General features: G+C 59.7%; 12 protein-coding genes. 5 read left to right on the forward strand and 7 right to left on the reverse strand.

From position 1 onward, the window contains the following. Nucleotides 1-8 precede the first annotated feature (8 nt). Nucleotides 9-890, reverse strand: a complete 882-nt coding sequence (locus QV747_RS13625; protein ID WP_273429939.1) for a LysR family transcriptional regulator — start codon at nt 888-890, stop codon at nt 9-11. A gap of 102 nt (nt 891-992) precedes the next feature. On the opposite strand from QV747_RS13625, the gene QV747_RS13630 reads away from it, so the two are divergent. Next, nucleotides 993-1,442: a multidrug/biocide efflux PACE transporter gene (locus QV747_RS13630; RefSeq protein ID WP_273429940.1), complete on the forward strand. Its 450-nt coding sequence runs from the start codon at nt 993-995 to the stop codon at nt 1,440-1,442. 49 nt (nt 1,443-1,491) lie between these two features. Here the strand turns inward: QV747_RS13630 and QV747_RS13635 are convergent, their stop codons facing one another. Further along, nucleotides 1,492-3,315: a chitinase gene (locus QV747_RS13635; protein ID WP_273429942.1), complete on the reverse strand. Its 1,824-nt coding sequence runs from the start codon at nt 3,313-3,315 to the stop codon at nt 1,492-1,494. Between the two features lie 178 nt (nt 3,316-3,493). Next, nucleotides 3,494-5,251, reverse strand: a complete 1,758-nt coding sequence (locus QV747_RS13640; RefSeq protein ID WP_273429944.1) for a SulP family inorganic anion transporter — start codon at nt 5,249-5,251, stop codon at nt 3,494-3,496. Nucleotides 5,252-5,407: 156 nt separating this feature from the next. Here QV747_RS13640 and QV747_RS13645 point away from each other — a divergent pair, with 156 nt between their 5' ends. The 4 genes from QV747_RS13645 to QV747_RS13660 all read left to right on the forward strand — a co-directional run bounded on the left by QV747_RS13645 (nt 5,408) and on the right by QV747_RS13660 (nt 10,331). Then, nucleotides 5,408-5,803: a DUF2946 family protein gene (locus QV747_RS13645; protein WP_273429946.1), complete on the forward strand. Its 396-nt coding sequence runs from the start codon at nt 5,408-5,410 to the stop codon at nt 5,801-5,803. Nucleotides 5,804-5,906: 103 nt separating this feature from the next. Beyond that, nucleotides 5,907-8,030 (forward strand): TonB-dependent receptor, encoded by a 2,124-nt coding sequence (locus QV747_RS13650; RefSeq protein WP_273429948.1) that lies wholly within the window; start codon nt 5,907-5,909, stop codon nt 8,028-8,030. Beyond that, the gene (locus tag QV747_RS13655; RefSeq protein ID WP_273429949.1) at nt 8,027-9,526 is read left to right on the forward strand and encodes a PepSY domain-containing protein; all 1,500 of its coding nucleotides are present in this window, start codon (nt 8,027-8,029) and stop codon (nt 9,524-9,526) included. The genes QV747_RS13650 and QV747_RS13655 overlap by 4 nt, the downstream gene beginning before the upstream one ends. Before the next feature lie 52 nt (nt 9,527-9,578). Continuing rightward, the gene (locus QV747_RS13660) at nt 9,579-10,331 is read left to right on the forward strand and encodes an energy transducer TonB (RefSeq protein WP_273429951.1); all 753 of its coding nucleotides are present in this window, start codon (nt 9,579-9,581) and stop codon (nt 10,329-10,331) included. A 21-nt stretch (nt 10,332-10,352) separates the two neighbouring features. Here the strand turns inward: QV747_RS13660 and QV747_RS13665 are convergent, their stop codons facing one another. The 4 genes from QV747_RS13665 to QV747_RS13680 form a co-directional block, all read right to left on the reverse strand. Beyond that, complete coding sequence (locus QV747_RS13665; RefSeq protein ID WP_273429953.1) at nt 10,353-12,788, reverse strand: ATP-binding protein; 2,436 nt, start codon at nt 12,786-12,788, stop codon at nt 10,353-10,355. Nucleotides 12,789-12,853: 65 nt separating this feature from the next. Next, complete coding sequence (locus tag QV747_RS13670) at nt 12,854-14,002, reverse strand: ABC transporter ATP-binding protein (protein WP_273429955.1); 1,149 nt, start codon at nt 14,000-14,002, stop codon at nt 12,854-12,856. A 311-nt stretch (nt 14,003-14,313) separates the two neighbouring features. Then, complete coding sequence (locus tag QV747_RS13675; protein ID WP_273429957.1) at nt 14,314-15,156, reverse strand: carbohydrate ABC transporter permease; 843 nt, start codon at nt 15,154-15,156, stop codon at nt 14,314-14,316. Between the two features lie 9 nt (nt 15,157-15,165). Then, entirely contained in the window at nt 15,166-16,077 is a 912-nt protein-coding gene (locus tag QV747_RS13680) for a carbohydrate ABC transporter permease (protein WP_273429959.1), read from the reverse strand. Nucleotides 16,078-16,239 lie beyond the last annotated feature (162 nt).

Consider the following 16,239-nt stretch of genomic DNA (forward strand, 5'->3'; position numbering starts at 1 on the left):
GCCGAGACCTACCTCGCCGCAGCCGTGTGCCCCGCGTGTTGCAGCTGCTGGATTAGCCAGCACGCGGCCGGCCCCAATTGCGCGGTGCGTAGCCATACCAGATCGAGCGTCGTGGCTTGAGGCCAATTGGCGGTGTTGAGCTGCACCAGTTGCCCGTGGCCAAACTGCGCCGCCAGCCAAGTAGGCAGGGCGGCCCAGCCAAAATTGCGCGCAGTGAGTTCCAGTAGCAGCAGATAGCTCGGTGCCAGCCAGCAACGGGGGCTATGCGGGCCGGCTGGGCTGCGGGTGTAGGTGCTGAGCCGCAACTCGCGATGTTGCAATAATTGCGCTTCATCCACCTGCGCTGCCTGCGCGAGCGGGTGCTGTGCGCCCACATACAGCGCCATGGCCGTGTGGCCGGGCAGGGCTTGGGCGGAAACATCGGCCTGATAGCGCCCCTGCGCGCGCATCACCCCCAGCTGCGCCCGCCCGCTACGCAATAGCGCCAGCACATCATCGTCTTCGCCAACGAGGCACTCCAGACGCAGCAGCGGAAATCGTTCGGCAAAGGCGGTTAATAGCGTTTCAAAGGCCTGCGATTGAAATGTATCCGAGAGCACGATACTCAATTGCGCTTCTTCGCCACCTTGCAAAGCCAGCGCTTGCTGGCGCAGCGCGGCATGGCTGTGCAGCACATGCTGGGCATGGCTTAGTAGGCGTGCGCCCGCCGCCGTGAGGGTGGGCTGGCGGGTGCGGCGATCAAATAAGGCAACCCCGGCATCGATTTCCAGCTGGCTGATGGCCTCGGACACCGTGGATTGGCTCTTGCCCATATGCCGCGCGGCGGCGGAAAAAGAGCCCAGCTGGGCCGCATGCACAAAGGCGGTCAGGCTATCGATGGAGTTAAACATAAACACACCCTATCTATCGTTAAAGCCGATGGTAACTGATTTTATTCTATCGGTTTTTCTGCGGATAATCTGGGCGAATCACCTTACTACAGAGGATGTGACATGCCTGATTTAGCCCAATTACCCGCCAAAACCTGGCCCGAGCGAGTACTGCATGCGGTGCTTTTTGAAGTTGGCGGTGTGCTGCTGGTGACGCCGATTGCGGCCTGGTTGCTGGGGGCCAGTGTGGCGCATGTGGGGGTGCTGGCGATGATTTTGGCCAGCTGCGCCATGTTGTGGAATGCCATTTTTAATTATGGTTTTGAAAAACTGGAGCGCCGGCAGGGCTGGCAGCGCACGGCCAAAATTCGCACGCTACACGCGCTGCTGTTCGAAGGCGGCTTTATCATGCTGGCCGTGCCGCTGACGATGTGGTGGCTACAGCTCAGCCTCTGGCAGGCGCTGGCTTTGGATATTGGCTTTTTCCTGTTTTTTCTGCCCTACACCTATTTGTATAACTGGGCTTACGACATGCTACGCCGGCAGTATTTTCGCCACGTGCGGCCGGCCTGAAAATAAAAAACGCCCCGAGGTCGGGGCGTTGGTCAGGGCTTAATACGGCTTATTTAGGCAGTTTGTCGAAATAAGCGCGGTGCTGAGTGCTGAATTCAAAATTATTGAATTTGTCCCAGTTGATCGACCAGGTCATCAAACCACGCAGGCCCGGGTATGTGGCGCCCGGTTTGTAGCTGCCGCAGTTCGTGCCTTTCATCAGGCAATCGAGTGCAGTGTGTACATCGCCCACGGTGGTAAAGCCGCCGCCGGCATTGGCATTGGCTGGCAGGCCGATGGCGATCTGATCAGGGCGCAGCGCGGGGAACATAAAGCTAGTGCCCGCGACTTTAAAGCCTTTTAGCAGCATATCGGTCATCGCCACGTGGAAGTCGGCATTGCCCATGGTGTGATACACGCCATCCAGACCGGTGATCGGGCCGGAGTTGTAATCCTGCACGTGTAACAGCGTCAGATCATTGCGCAGCGCGTAGATCACCGGCAGGTAAGCCCCGGCGCGGGTATCGCAACCCGAGCAAGTGCCGCCGTAGAAGCTATAGCCTAACTGCACAAAGAATGTCTCTGGCGCCATGGTCAGCGTGAATTTGCTGCCGTATTTGGCTTTCAGCTCTTTCAGCGCGGCAATCAGATTCACAATCACCGGTGCTTTCGGGTTAGCCACGTCGTTGTCGCCGGCATTCAGTTGCAATGAATGCCCTTCAAAATCGACATCCAGGCCATCGAGGCCATATTTATCGATGATGGCCGCCACCGAGCGCACAAAGGCATCTTTGGCGGCGGTGGTTTCGAGGCGAACCTGACCGTTAGCGCCGCCAATCGAAATCTGCACTTTTTTGCCTTTGGCCTGTTTGGCCTTAATCGCGGCAATAAAGTCGGCTTCTGATTCGACATTCGGGCATTCGGTCGATGGGCAGAGCTTGAATGCCACTTCACCACTGGTGGATGAGGTCGGCTCGGCAAACGACAGATTGATAAAGTCCCATTTATCCGACACATCATTCATGCGGATATAGCCCGAGCCATTGGCAAAGCTGGCGTGCAGATAACCGACCAGCAGTTTGTCGTTCGCGGGGGCTGGCGAGATGCTTGGGGTTGGTGTTGGGCTCGTGGTCACCACGGGCGTCGGGGTTGGGGGCACTTCTGGGGTTGGTGTGTTTCTTGGCTTAAGTTTCCACGCGATCACGCAGGAACCCGCGGCGTCATACACGGGTTCCGCAATATAGTCGGGCGACGGGAGCGGTGGGGTCGGCATTGGGCATGGTGTTAATGTTACGATCGGCGTGGGGCTTGGCGATACCCATGGCGTCGGGCTTGGTGAAACGTATGGTGTTGCTGTAGCTGCACTCACCAATTTCCATGGTCCCCATTCCGCGCCGCCTGGCACATCACCTTGCGTCCACCATTTGGCCTCGTAAAGCGCTCCGTTATACAGCACTCGGCTACCGCCGGTGTAAACAGCGGTTTTATCCCAGCTTGGTGCGCTCGGGGCCGTGCTAGGTTTAGGTTTCGGGGTATACCAGATTACGCAGTAGCCAGTTGGCGGTGGGGTAGCGCCAATTTCACAGGCCCAATCGCCAACAGGGGTTGGCATTGGTGTTGGTGTAGGTAGGTTTGGTGTGGCGGTAGGCGTCGGGGTTGGTACTGGTGTGGCAGGGGTCGTGCTGCTGCCGCCTTCTTTCCACAGCGTTGGCGTACTGGCCGGATTCCAGCCTGCGCCGGCGTAGGCGGTGTGGCGCACCAGTGCGGTGTAGGTTTTGCCATTGTAATCCACGACGGTGCCGGCGCTGTAGCTGGTGCCTTCTTGCCAGCTGGCCGCGTGAACGCTGGCGGCGAGCAATAGCCCCGCCAGCAGAGCGGTAATGCGTGAGTGCATAGGTCTTCTCCATCCTGTTTAATTAACACGCCGCCGTGAAACTGACGGCGTAGTGATTTCTGCCAACATGTATTTTGCTTTTTTGGTCAGAAACGGGATGATTGTAGGCCGATGCTGCCGCTTGGCTAAATAATCCAAGTCACTGTTGTAAATAAGGAATTACTGTTTGATTGGCGTGTCAGCTACGCCGCCGCTCGACGCCATCCCACAGGCTCACCGGCTCGTGGGTTACATCGGGATACAGGCTGCGGTAATCCGCCAGAGCATCGTGCACATGGCTGTAAAAACTATCGGCGCCAATCGCCGCGGTGACGCCGTAGCGATCCAGTGCTTCGCGTAGTGGGCGGTTGCAGCGGGCAAATTTAAGGTCGATTTCGGCCTCTTCCAGCAGGCGATTAAGGGTGAGCAATTGCTCGGCGGCGGTGACATCCAGAAAGGTAATCGCTTGCGCATCAATCAGTACCCAGCGTGTATCGCCATCGGCCGCCACTAGCGCACTAATGCGCTCAACAAAAAACCCCCCGTTGGCAAACAGCAGTGGCGCATAAAAGCGATACACCAACAGTCCCTGCAGATAGCGCGATTCGCCCGTTAGCTCCGCCTCGGTGACGTCATGAAAACCTTTGCGCCCAGAGACTGAACACAGCACCGCATCAAAGGGGCGGGCCATAAATTGAATGAGGTATGCCAGCGAAAGCAAGATTCCAACTATGATACCGGGCAATACCCCCACAATCAGCACCCCGGCGGTGGTGATTAACGAGAACAGGGCGGCGGTACGATCGAGCCGATACATTTCACGCCAGCTGGCCACATCAATCAGATTCAGCCCCGCCACAATCAGCAGTGCCGACAAACTACACACCGGTAAATAACGCAGGCTATCGGACAACAGCAGCAAAAACAGCAGCAAACAGCCGGCCGCTACCAGCCCGGACAACACCGAGCGCACGCCGGCGGCATCGTTAATCGCCGTGCGTGATTGGCTGGCGCCCAGTGCAAAACCCTGCGCGCAGGCGGCGGCCATATTGGCCAAGCCCAGCGCCAGTAATTCGCGATTGGGGTTGATGTCGTCGTGGTGTTTGCGCGCAAATGCGCGGGCGAGCAAGATGCCTTCAGGCATGGCCAACAGCGCAATCCCGGCCGCGGCGGGTAAGAGCTGGGCGATTTCCTGCAGGCTGGTAAACGGCAGCACCAGCGCGGGCAAACCTTGCGGCAGCCGCCCCAGCAGCGCCACGCCGTGTTCGCCCAGCCGCAAAAAATAAGCAGTGGGGATCGCCAGCGCAAACAGCACAATCGCGCCCGGTACGCCGGGCACCACCAGCCGCAAGAGCAGCAGCAAAGCCATCGAGATCAGGCCCACAATCACCGTGGTGTCCTGGGCTGTGGGCAGCAGCTGCACCCATTGCGCTACGCGGGGGAAAAACGCGTCTTCGGTGAGGCTAAGGCCGGTGAGTTTGCCCAGCTGGCTGGCGATCAGAATACAGGCCGCGCCATTCATAAAACCCAGTAGCACCGGCTTGGACAACAGATCGGCCATGGCGCCCAAGCGGGCCTTGGCGGCGATCAGCATCAAGAGCCCCACCAGCAGCGCCAGCTCGGCTGCCAGGCGCACATATTCGGCGGGGTTGCCCTGCGCCAGCGGGGCAATTGCGGCGGTGACCAAGAGGGCAATCGCAGCATCCGGCCCGACGATCACCAAGCGCGAGCTACCCAAGATCGCATACACCAGCATACCGGCCAGGGCAGTATACAGCCCGCTTTGTGCGGGCATGCCGGCCAGATCGGCGTAGGCCACACAGGCCGGGATCAGCACCACGCAGACACTGAGGCCCGCCATGGCATCCTGCAGCCAGTAGGCCCGGCGGATTTGAGCGAGGCTGCTGCTTTGCCAGAGTTGCCGCCACGAAGGGCGCTCGAAACGCGGGCGAGGCATTGCGCTTCCTTAGCTGATGATGGTTTCAGTCTAGCCGCTGCGATGGCTCGGCGCGGGGAAAATGTGGGCCAGTTACTGCTGTTGGTTTGGCGAAAGGTTTGGCGTGAATATTTACGCTATGATCGCCGGCACATTGATTTTGCATCTTGCTCACCCGTGTCAGCCCTGACTGTTTTCCATCCTCGTTGGCGCTTTGCCCATGCCTTGGCTTTACTGGCCATGCTGGCGCAATTGCTGCTGCCGTTCGCGCATGCCGCGGCGATGGATGCGGGCGTGCCGCTGGCCTGGTGTGGCACCGGCCCGCAGCCCACGGCCATGCAGGGTGAGGGAAGCCCGGCGCAGGGCGGCGCGGGCGAAGCCAAAATTCTGGTGAAATGTGCGCTGTGCTCGGTGGCCAGCCTGCATGCACTGGCGCCACCGCCGGCGCTGACTCTCCTGGCGCTGGTGCCAGCGCCAACTCTGCCGGTGGCGAGCCTAGCGCTCAGCCATCGCTCGCCGCTCACGCGCGCGATCCCGCCGCCACCGCGTGGCCCCCCGCTGATTTCCTACTGATCTGTTCGCGCAGCACTGAGCGTGCTGCACTTTATTCATGGCTCCGCTGTGCGCGGGGCTTGAATCTGGCTGCCGTGCGTGCGCCAGATGGATAGGAAATCGTATGTCTATAACTCCAAACTGGGCCTTGCGCCCCCTGGCCTGCGCCGTGCTGGCCACCTTTTCCCCTTTCACCCTGGCCAGCGAGCCAGCTCCAGCCGCGGCAACGCCGCTGGAAGAAATCGTGGTGACGGCCACCCGTGAAGCCACGCCTTTAGCCAAAGCCCCCGTCGCGGTGGGCAAGGTGAATGCCAAAACCATCGAAGACACCAAGCCCACCTTTATCGGTCAAGTGCTGGATAAAATCCCCGGCGTGCACATGACCGATCTGGGCAATGAGCAGCACAATATGTCGATTCGCCAGCCGATGAGCTATTCGGCGGTGTATCAGTATCTGGAAGACGGGGTGCCGATTCGCCCAGTGGGTATTTTCAACCACAATGCGCTGTACGAAGTCAACCTGACCGGCAGCGACGGCATTGAAGTGGTAAAGGGCCCCGCCTCGAGCCTGTATGGCAGCAATGCGGTGGGTGGCGCGGTGAATTTCACCACGGCAGCGCCCAGCGCTCACCTCACGGCCAAGGCCGCCGTGCAAGGAAGTAGCGAGGGGTATCGGCGTGCAGACCTTGGGGTATCTAATTCCTGGGGCGATACCGGCGTGCGTATCACCGGCTATCAAGCCACGCGTGGCGACAGCTGGCAAGACTACAACAGCATGGATAAAACCGGCCTGACCGCGCGGCTAGATCACTGGCTCAGCGATGAGCTGCGCTGGAAATCGGTGCTGACCTATTCCAAGCTCGATACCGATATGCCCGGCAGCCTGAACGAAAGCGATTACCAGACCCGCCCTGGCTATTCCTACCAAACCTTTACCACCCGGCAGGTTGAGGCGCTGCGCGTCAGCACCGGGCTGGAAGGCGAGCTTAATGCCGGCGGCCTCACCAGCGCCACCGTGTATTACCGCGATAACAGCACTTACCAATTGCCGAGTTATCTGATTTTCAATACCGGCCCTAGCTCGGCGAGCGGCCGTACCACCGATAACACCTTTACCTCGCTGGGGCTGAGTGCCTTTCATCGCCAGCAGTGGGGCGATTTGAAGCTCACTGTCGGCGGCCTGCTGGAGCAAAGCCCGAATGATCAGCGCGAGGTGAATTTATCCATCGTGCGCGACCCGAAAACCGGCAAATACCTCAGCTACAAAACCGGCAGCGTGCGTCGCGATTACCATGTGGATCTCGGCAATCAGGCGGTGTTTGCCGATGCCAGCTACCCACTGGGCACTGGCTGGGCGATCAATGGCGCGCTGCGCTACGACCGAGTGGTGTATGACTTCACCAATAATCTAACCCCTTCGGCCACCACGGGTGCGGCTTCGCAAAGCCAGTCGTTTGCCAGCACTTCGCCTAAGCTGGGCCTGACCTGGGAAGCAGCGAATAATCTCTTTGTTTACGGGGGTTACAGCCGGGGCTTTACCCCGCCGGAAGTGGGCTCGCTGTTTAGCAGCGCCACTGTACCCGATCTGCAATCGGCCACCTTTGATCAGTTCGAGCTGGGCGCGCGCTGGCAGGCGCTGGCCAATCTGAAAGTCGATGCCGCGCTGTATCGGCTGGATGGGCAGGATGAGCTGGTGACCTACACCATCGTGCCGGGTAAATCCGAGCCGCGTAATGCCGGTAAAACCCGCCATGAAGGGCTGGAGCTGGGTCTGGATTGGGCCGCTACTGCGCAGTGGAGTGCCCGTCTGGCGGGCCAGTATGCGCGCCACATCTATCAGCAATACCAGCCGTCGCCGCAGGAAAACTACGCCGGCAAAGATATTCCGGCCGCCCCGCGCTGGCAGGGCACGCTGGAAGTGGCTTTCCAGCCCAATGCCAATCTGCGCCTGGCGCTGGAAACGGCCTATGTGGGCGGCTACTGGATGAATAACGCCAATAATGTGCGCTACGGCGGGCATACGCTGTTTAATCTGCGCGGCGAATACCGCTGGCAAGATTGGACACTATGGGCGCAGGCGCTCAATCTCACTGACGAGCATTACGCCGAGATCGCGTCTTCCAGCTACAAAGGCGTAGGCGAGCGCAATGGCAACACGCAAGACAGCTACAGCCCGGGCGCGCCGCGCACCTTCTTTGTCGGCCTAAGCTATGCCTTTGGCAGTAAAAGCCAAGGAGGCGGGCAATGAAGCGCGATGATCTGACGCTGGATGCCGCGCTGCGCCCGCCACGGGCGGCCGGCTCGGCGCTGGGCTGGCTAACGCGCTGGCATCGCAAGCTGGCCTGGGTGGCTGGCTTGGCCGTGCTGGCTTGGGGGCTGACCGGGGTGTTGCACCCGATTATGTCGGCGCTAACGCCGACCGTGCAGCCTTTGCCGCCCGCCGCGGCCTTGCCGGCCGACTTGCAGCCAGTGCCGCTGGCGCAGCTGGCCTTGCCGGCTGGGCCGATTCAATCAGTGCGCTTGCGTATGCTGGGGGAGACCCCGGCCTGGCGTATTGGACAGCCGGGGCAAGCGCAGGGGCTGTGGTTTGATGCGCGCAGCGGCGCCCAATTGCCACAGGCCGATGCGCAAGAAGCCGAACGCTTGGCGCGGGCCCTGGTGGGTGATGCGCACAGCCCGGTGCGCCAGCTGACGCCGGTGTATGAATTTAGCCGCAGCTATCCGGCGATTAACAAAATCTTACCGGTCTGGCGGGTGGAGTTTGCCCGCGCGGATGGCATGGTGGCCTTTGTCGATACCGAAGGGCGGCGGCTAGCGAGTTTGTCGGATCGCACCAAACGCACGCTGATGCCAGTATTTTCGCTGCTGCACACCTGGAGCTGGGCTAGCGAGCCAGTCAAACGCGTCGGCATTACCGTGCTGCTGGTGCTGGTGCTAGCCAGCATGGCGGGCGGGCTGGCGATGTATGTGTTGCGCTGGCAAAAAGGTACGCTCAAAGCCGGGCAAAAACCTTTACGCCGCTGGCACCGTGGCCTGGGCGTGGTGCTGGGCTTGGCCGGTATCGTGCTCACCGCTTCAGGGCTGACGCATTTATGGTTGCAGCGCGCACCCTATGTGGCAGCCAGCCCCAAACCGCTTGCGGTGCTGCCCGAGCTGCATCATCTGCCGGCCCAGACTGCCGGCTTAACGGCCGTGAATGTGCAGGGCCAGGCGTATTGGTTGCAAGAGCGGGCCAAGCCAGCGAAAAATGCTCAGCCGGCGGCGGGTGGGCATCAACACCACGCGCCAGCCGCGTCAAACAGTGCCTTGCCGATTTATCTGGATGCACACGGTATGGCGCAGCCGGGCCTTGCGCTTGTGCATGCGGGCGAGCTGGTGCGCCAGGTGCAGCGTGGTGAGCTGGTTGGGCCCGTGAAACAGGTGCAGCTGATCGAGCGCTTTGGCGGCGAGTATGGGTTTTTCCAGAAACGCCTGCCGGTGTATCGGGTGGATCTGGACAATGCGGCCAATAGCAGCTGGTATATCGAGCCGGCTACCGGTACTTTCTCCACGCGCGTGGAAGATGCCGATCGCTTCGAGGGCTGGCTGTTTGCCTATTTGCATAAATGGCATTGGCTGGATGGGCTGGGCAAGAGCAACCGTGACCTGATCCTGGCCAGCGCCGCGGCGGCGAATGTGGCGTTGGCAGTGTTGGGCCTGCTGTTGTGGCGGCGCAAACGCCCGACCGCCGCTGCGGGCAGGTAAAATGCTGGCTTTCGCGCCATCACATCGGTGGCGAGCAAACGGGGAGGGCGCGATGCCCGGACGTTGGGGCTGGATTTTGCTGCTGTCGCTGCTGGTACACGGCCTGCTGCTGGGCTTATTGCCCAGCTGGCAAGGCCGGCTGCTGCCCGCGCCGGCTGAATCAGCCAGTGCGGCGGTGGTGGTGATGTTGGCCGCCCCCGCCCCGCAAGCAGCGGCGCGATCTGCTGCTGCGCGCCCGGCGCCAGTACCCCACCCGCGGCCTGCGCAGCCCATCGCCGCTGCTGCGCCTCAGGCAATCTCCGCTCCGGCACAGCAGCCAATCAGGCCGCTCAATCCTGCGTTGCTGGCGCTGAAATCGGCCCCACCAGCCGCGCCTGCCTTGCCAGAGCCTGTGGCCAAACCGGGGCTGAGCGCAGCGGGCGCCAGTAGCAATAATCAGCCGGCGGCGCCTGCGCCGGTGGACGCACCGCGTAGTCAAGCTGCGGCCACGGGCGAGCGCGCGAGCGGCGGCGATGATCGCCCGGCCAGTGCGCAGGGCCCGCAATTGCGTAATCCACCGATCAAGGTGCCGCGCCGTTTGCGCCAGACCGAGCAGGCCCTGCAGGGGCGGGTGGTGGTGCTGATTCGCGTGAGTGCGCAGGGGCGGGCGCTGCGGGTGACAGTGCAGCAGGGCAGTGGCAATCCGCTGATTGATGAGTCGGTGACGCAGCAGATACTCGACAACTGGCGTTTCGAGCCGGCCCGCCGTAATGGCGAGGCGATCGAAAGCGAGCTGCCTATCGCGGTCACTATGATTGTTGACTAGGGGTATTGCCCTGTGGGTTATTTAAATGATGGCCTGTAGGGCGATACTGTCCTGGGTATTTGGTGCGCATAGCGGTAAAGTGAGAGTAAAGCGCGTGTACACGCCCACCTCGCTGCTGACGCTGAGCTCCCCGCCCAGCTGGCCAGTGACCAGGTTGTAGACAATATACAGCCCCAGCCCGCTGCCACCCTGGCCCAGTCGGGTGGTGAAAAATGGATCAAAAACCCGCTTCAGATGTTCGCTGGCGATGCCGGCGCCATTGTCTTCAAAAATCAGTTGGCATTGCTGGTGATCACGCTGGGCCAGATACAGCCGGATCTGCCCATGCCCTTGTTCGCCAAAGCCATGCAGCAGGCTATTTTGCAACAGATTACTCAATACTTGCTCCAGCGGGCCGGGGTAACTATCCAGCAGCAGATCTTCCGGCAATTGCAGCTCTACATCGACCCGCGCCGCATCAATATGCGGCCGCAGCATCATGACCACTTCGCGCGCGAGCTCGGCGAGCCCAAATTGCCGTCGCCGTTCGCTATCGGTATCCACCGCCACTTGTTTGAATTGCGCTACCAAGCCGCTGGCGCGGCGAATATTGCGCTCGATAATGTCGCTGCTGCTATGGGCAGTGAGCAGAAAATCATTGAGCTCGGTTTTTTTCAGATTGCCGCTCTCGAGTAGGCCCCGTGTTAAATCGCTTTCGCTATGCAGCGCGGTGGCGCAAGTGAGCGCAGCGCCTAGCGGGGTATTTAGCTCATGGGCAATCCCGGCCACCAGACTGCCGAGCGCGGCGAGTTTTTCGCTTTGCACTAACTTGGCCATCGCTTGTTGCAGCTCGGCATTGGTGCGGGCCAGCTCTTCGGTGCGCTGTTGCACGCGTTGCTCCAGCGCTTCATTGGCTTCCAAGAGACGCAGATTCAGCTCGCGGATTTCGCGCTGGAAAATCCGCCGTTCGTGATTATTCAGCGCGCGCAGCGCAATATCGGCGATTTGCCCGGCATGCATGATTTCATCAGGAATCCAGTTGCGCTGCTCGCCCACGTGTTCCAGTAGCAAGATGCAATGCTGGTGGCTACTGCGCACCGGCAGAGCCAGCATCGATAGCGTTTGGCGCGGGTGCAAAAATCGCTCGGCCAGTGTCCAGACTTCCGGGTGGTGCAGCGCATCGTGGGCGATCAGCAGCCGATTAGCTTTGAGCTCGGCGTAGGCAGCCCCCAGCTCGGCCAGCCCTAATGCGGGCGGCAAGGGGGCATCGGGGTTCAGGCTATCATGCTGCTGTAGCGGGGTGAGGCCATCCTCGCCCAGCAGCCACCAGCTGGCGCGGCTGAGCTGCAAAATGCTGCAGGCCTCAGTGCAAATCAGCTGGCGAAATTCGGCCTCGCTGCCGTGTTCGATATCATGGTGATTGGCCAGCTGAATCAGCTGGCTGCTGACACTGGGGCGCAGGCCGGTTTTCATTTCCAGCTCGGCGCGCTGCTCGGGCTGGGCTTGCTCGATGATTTTTTGCTGGTAGGCAAAGCCGTCTTTCAGCTCGGCCAGCGCCAGTGGCGCATTAAATAAGGCCTCGGCATAACGCGCCGCGGCCAAATGCTGGCGCATCAGGATGTGGTTGAAGTTATTGGTGAGCGCAATTTGCTGCCCCACCTGAATCAAATCCAGCGCGGTGAGCCAGTCTTCCTGCCGCGCATACACCTCGGCTAGCGTGCTGTAGATATTGGCTTCGCCCCATTGGTAATGCACTTGCCGTGCCAGATCGAGCGCGCTTTCCAGTTGCTGGCGAGCGAGCGGCAAATCGTTTTCGGCCAAGGCGATCTCGGCTAAGCGAAACAGCGATTCGGCCGCGTAATCGGGATAAGGGCCCAGGCATAAATCCAGCGCGCGCTGCAGCTCTTGCCGTGCTTCGCTGTGGCGCTGACATTTTTGCAGGTTTACGCCCAGATTGATGCGGATTTTGGCTTCCAGATAGGGATCATCCACCTCGCCAATGCGGCTAGCGGCGGCCTGATGCAGCAAAATCGCCGAGGCGGGATCACCCAGCGCATCATAGATTTGCCCCAGCCCCACTTTGGCCAGCATCCAGGTAGTGGGCTCGGTCTGCGCCAGCTCAATCGCCTGTTGCCAGTTTTGCAGCGCGGTGCGGTAATCTCCCTGGGTGTAATGCAGGCGGCCAATTTGCTCGTAAATGCGGGCTTCCAGCCCGAATTCATGCAGCGACTGCGCCTGCTGGATGGCCTCGTAAAGCACATTGCGCGCGGCAAAAGCCTGACCTTCGTGATCCATGATTTTGCCGTACAAATCGGCGGCTTGAATCTGGATGCGCGGCTCGCGGGCGCTGCGGGCTTCATCAATCAATTGCAGGCAGGCGCGCCGCGCGGCTTCAGGTTGCAAATGCCAGGCACGGTGCAAATCGGCCAGCCGGGTGGCTAAGGTCGCTTGTTCGGTAATGGGCAGCGGATCGCGCATGATGAAACCCCAGCAATGGGATGACTTCAGTGTGGCAGATCCGCTTTACATTGCCAGCGCGTTGGTCAGGCGGCTACTGTCTGCTGCCGTGATGAGCGGGTATTCCCCGGGCGCAACCGGCGCAGTGCTTGGCCATCGGCCGTAAACACATGAAAAGATTGGCTGGCCGCGCTGATGCTGATGTCGCTCCCCAGCGCTACCTCGCGCTCGCCATCGCCGCGCACCACCAGATCGCAGCCATTATCCAGCGTCAGATACAGGTAGTTGGCCTCGCCCAGATGCTCAACCAGATTGACCTTGCCATTGAATTCTTCGCTGGCGCCGGTTTGTGCGCGCTGGCCTTCCAGCAAATGCTCGGCACGAATGCCAACGGTGACGTTTTGCCCCGCTTGCAGGCCACTGCCATCCACTTCGGCAAAAATCTCTTTGCCTTGTTTGAGCCACAGGCGCACGCCATTGGCTTCGACTGCCCGCACTTCAGCTGGCAGCAAATTCATTTTCGGCGAACCGATAAAGGTAGCGACAAATAGATTGGCCGGCTGCTGATACAGCTCCAGCGGGGTGCCGGCTTGCTGGATATGCCCGTCGTGCATCACCACGATTTTGTCGCCCAGCGTCATCGCTTCGACCTGATCATGCGTCACATACACCATGGTGGCGTTGAGTTCGCGGTGCAGTTTGGCGATTTCGAGGCGGGTTTGTACGCGCAGGGCGGCGTCCAGATTGGAGAGTGGCTCGTCAAATAGAAAGAGTTTCGGCTCGCGCACAATCGCACGGCCAATCGCCACCCGCTGGCGCTGGCCGCCCGACAATTCGCGCGGCAGACGTTCGAGCAGGTGATCGATTTTTAGAATTTTGGCGGCATTTTTAATGCGCGCCTCGATCTGGCTTTTGCTCTCGCCAGCGATTTTCAGGCCGAAGGCCATGTTTTTGTACACGCTCATGTGTGGGTACAGCGCATAGCTTTGAAACACCATCGCGATACCGCGCTCGGCCGGTGGCAGATCGTTCACCACCGTGTCGCCAATCGATAATTCGCCGCCGGTAATCGATTCCAGCCCACACAGCATGCGCAGCAGCGTGGATTTGCCGCAGCCCGATGGGCCAACCAGCACCACAAATTCGCCGTGTTTGATGTCAAGGTTAATGCCATCCAAGACCTTGGCTTTGCCGTCGTAGGATTTGGAAAGGTTATTGAGTTTAACTGTGGCCATGATTTAAATTCCTCTTGCAACCTTCAAGGGGTATTGCCATGAAGGCTATATTCATATTGATCTTGATGGATATACCCATCAAAAGCTGTTCTTGGTGATGCGCTGATTGTGCTGGGGCTTGAATCCCGTGTAGCGAAAACCGCGGCGAGGAGTGAGACAAACGTAGTTTGGCTCACGACGAAGCAAGGGCAGCGCGGAGCGCTTTTCGCCCGGGTCGACTTTCTTTGCTTCCTTTCTTTGGCGAAGCAAAGAAAGGAAGTCCCCGTCGCGGATTGCGACTGTAAACAGCCGTGCCGCAGGCACTAACACGCTTATTTCACCGCGCCCGAGGTCAAGCCGCGGATCAGTTGGCGCGAGAAGATCATGTACATAATCAGCACCGGAATCACCGCCAGGCTGAGGCTAGCCAGCACCGAATTCCAGTCGGTAACGTACTGCCCGATAAACTGCTGCACGCCCAGCGTGACGGTTTGGGTTTCTTCACCCGGCGCCAGAATCAGCGGGAACCACAGATCATTCCACACCGGAATCATGGTAAACACCGCCACCGTCGCGACCGCAGGGCGAATCAGCGGCAAGATGATCTGGAAGAAAATCTTGAATTCGCCCACGCCATCGCAGCGTGCTGCTTCTTTCAGCTCTTTCGGGATTTGGGCGATAAATTCGCTCAAAATCATGATTGCCAGCGGCAAGCCCTGCGCGGTGTAGACCAAGATCAGCGCGGTGAGGGTGTTGATCAGATCAAGCTTCACAATCAGCTCTAGGATCGACACGGTGCCCAAGCGAATGGGCACCATAATGCCGATGGCCAGATACAGCGCCAGCAGGCGATTGCCACGGAATTTATATTCCGCCAGTGCCCAGGCCGCCATGGCGCCAAATAGCAAAATCAGCGCCAATGAAATCAGCGTGACCGTCAGGCTGTTGCCGAAATACAGCATGAAATGCGACTTGGCCAAGACCTTTTCAAAGCCGCCGATAAAGAAGGTTTCCGCGTTCGGCAGCGCCAGCGGGTCGTCAAAAATGCCGGCGCGACTTTTAAAGGCATTAATCAAAATCAGAATGATCGGAAACAGCGCCAACAACGTGTAGCCGCCCAGCACCAGATGCACGCCGGCACTGGAGAGCGGTTGGGTGATTTTATGAGTTTTCATCGCGCAGCCTCACAGCTCGTAACGTGTCAGCTTGCGCTGCACGAAATAGAAATACGTTCCCACCCCGGCGAGGATGACCAAAAACATCAGCGTGGCTACGGCCGCGCCCATGGTTGGGCTGCCAACCTGGCTTTGGTAGCCAAAGAAGGTGCGGTAAAACAGCGTGCCGAGAATATCGGTGCTGTAGTTCGGGCCGGCGATCGCGCCTTTCACCGAATAAATCAGATCAAAGGCATTAAAGTTGCCGACAAAGGTTAGGATGGTAACGAGGCCCAACGTGGGCAAAATCAGTGGCAGTTTGATTTCCCAGAAAATGCGCCACGCCGAAGCGCCTTCCACATGGGCGGCCTCAACGATGTCTTCCGGCACAGCCAGCAGCGCGGCGTAAATCAGCATCATCGGAATGCCGACAAACTGCCACACCGAAATCAGCGCCAGTGTAATCAGCGCGCTGCTTTCCTGGCCCAGCCACGGCGCGAAATAATCCGCCAGGCCCACCTTGGCCATTAAGCCTTCGGACACGCCCCACAGCGGTGACAGAATCAGCTGCCAGATAAAGCCAATGATCACCACCGACAAGAGCGTGGGCAGGAAAATCAGCGTGCGATAGTGACGCGCGCCTTTGAGGCCCTTGAGCGAGAGCAGCGTGGCGAGTACGAGGCCAATCGGGTTTTGGATCAGCAAATGGATGAAGAAAAACTTGCAGTTATTCCACATCGCATTCCAGAACGATTCCGACCAGGCCGGATCGGTGAGGATGGTCAGGTAATTACTAAGCCCGGCAAAATGGGTGCTGCCGGTATCGGTGGTGGCGTAAAAACCTAGCCGCAGGGTATCGAGCAGCGGCAAAGCGCTGAACACCGAATACACCAGCACGGCCGGGGCGAGAAAGACGGCAATATGCCATGGCATGCGTTTCATCGCAGGCTCCCTGGGTCGAACTTGGGCTGCCTTGCGGCAGCGAATTTGCACAAAAAAAGGGCCGGCAACAAGCGATCATGCAGGCTGCTGCCGGCCAGCTCGCGGATGAGCGAGGAGGAGGAGAGGGTGGGTATAGCGCTACAACAATCTACCAATAATGAT

Source organism: uncultured Chitinibacter sp. (genome assembly GCF_945957625.1).
Lineage (GTDB): Bacteria > Pseudomonadota > Gammaproteobacteria > Burkholderiales > Chitinibacteraceae > Chitinibacter > Chitinibacter tainanensis.

Excerpts from the sequence above, each read along its gene's own strand:
- QV747_RS13635 (WP_273429942.1), bottom strand. The coding sequence starts at position 3,315 with ATGCACTCACGCATTACCGCTCTGCTGGCGGGGCTATTGCTCGCCGCC.
- QV747_RS13655 (WP_273429949.1), top strand. The coding sequence starts at position 8,027 with ATGAAGCGCGATGATCTGACGCTGGATGCCGCGCTGCGCCCGCCACGG.
- QV747_RS13680 (WP_273429959.1), bottom strand. The coding sequence starts at position 16,077 with ATGAAACGCATGCCATGGCATATTGCCGTCTTTCTCGCCCCGGCCGTG.
- QV747_RS13665 (WP_273429953.1), bottom strand. The coding sequence starts at position 12,788 with ATGCGCGATCCGCTGCCCATTACCGAACAAGCGACCTTAGCCACCCGG.
- QV747_RS13660 (WP_273429951.1), top strand. The coding sequence starts at position 9,579 with ATGCCCGGACGTTGGGGCTGGATTTTGCTGCTGTCGCTGCTGGTACAC.
- QV747_RS13625 (WP_273429939.1), bottom strand. The coding sequence starts at position 890 with ATGTTTAACTCCATCGATAGCCTGACCGCCTTTGTGCATGCGGCCCAG.
- QV747_RS13640 (WP_273429944.1), bottom strand. The coding sequence starts at position 5,251 with ATGCCTCGCCCGCGTTTCGAGCGCCCTTCGTGGCGGCAACTCTGGCAA.
- QV747_RS13650 (WP_273429948.1), top strand. The coding sequence starts at position 5,907 with ATGTCTATAACTCCAAACTGGGCCTTGCGCCCCCTGGCCTGCGCCGTG.
- QV747_RS13675 (WP_273429957.1), bottom strand. The coding sequence starts at position 15,156 with ATGAAAACTCATAAAATCACCCAACCGCTCTCCAGTGCCGGCGTGCAT.
- QV747_RS13670 (WP_273429955.1), bottom strand. The coding sequence starts at position 14,002 with ATGGCCACAGTTAAACTCAATAACCTTTCCAAATCCTACGACGGCAAA.
- QV747_RS13630 (WP_273429940.1), top strand. The coding sequence starts at position 993 with ATGCCTGATTTAGCCCAATTACCCGCCAAAACCTGGCCCGAGCGAGTA.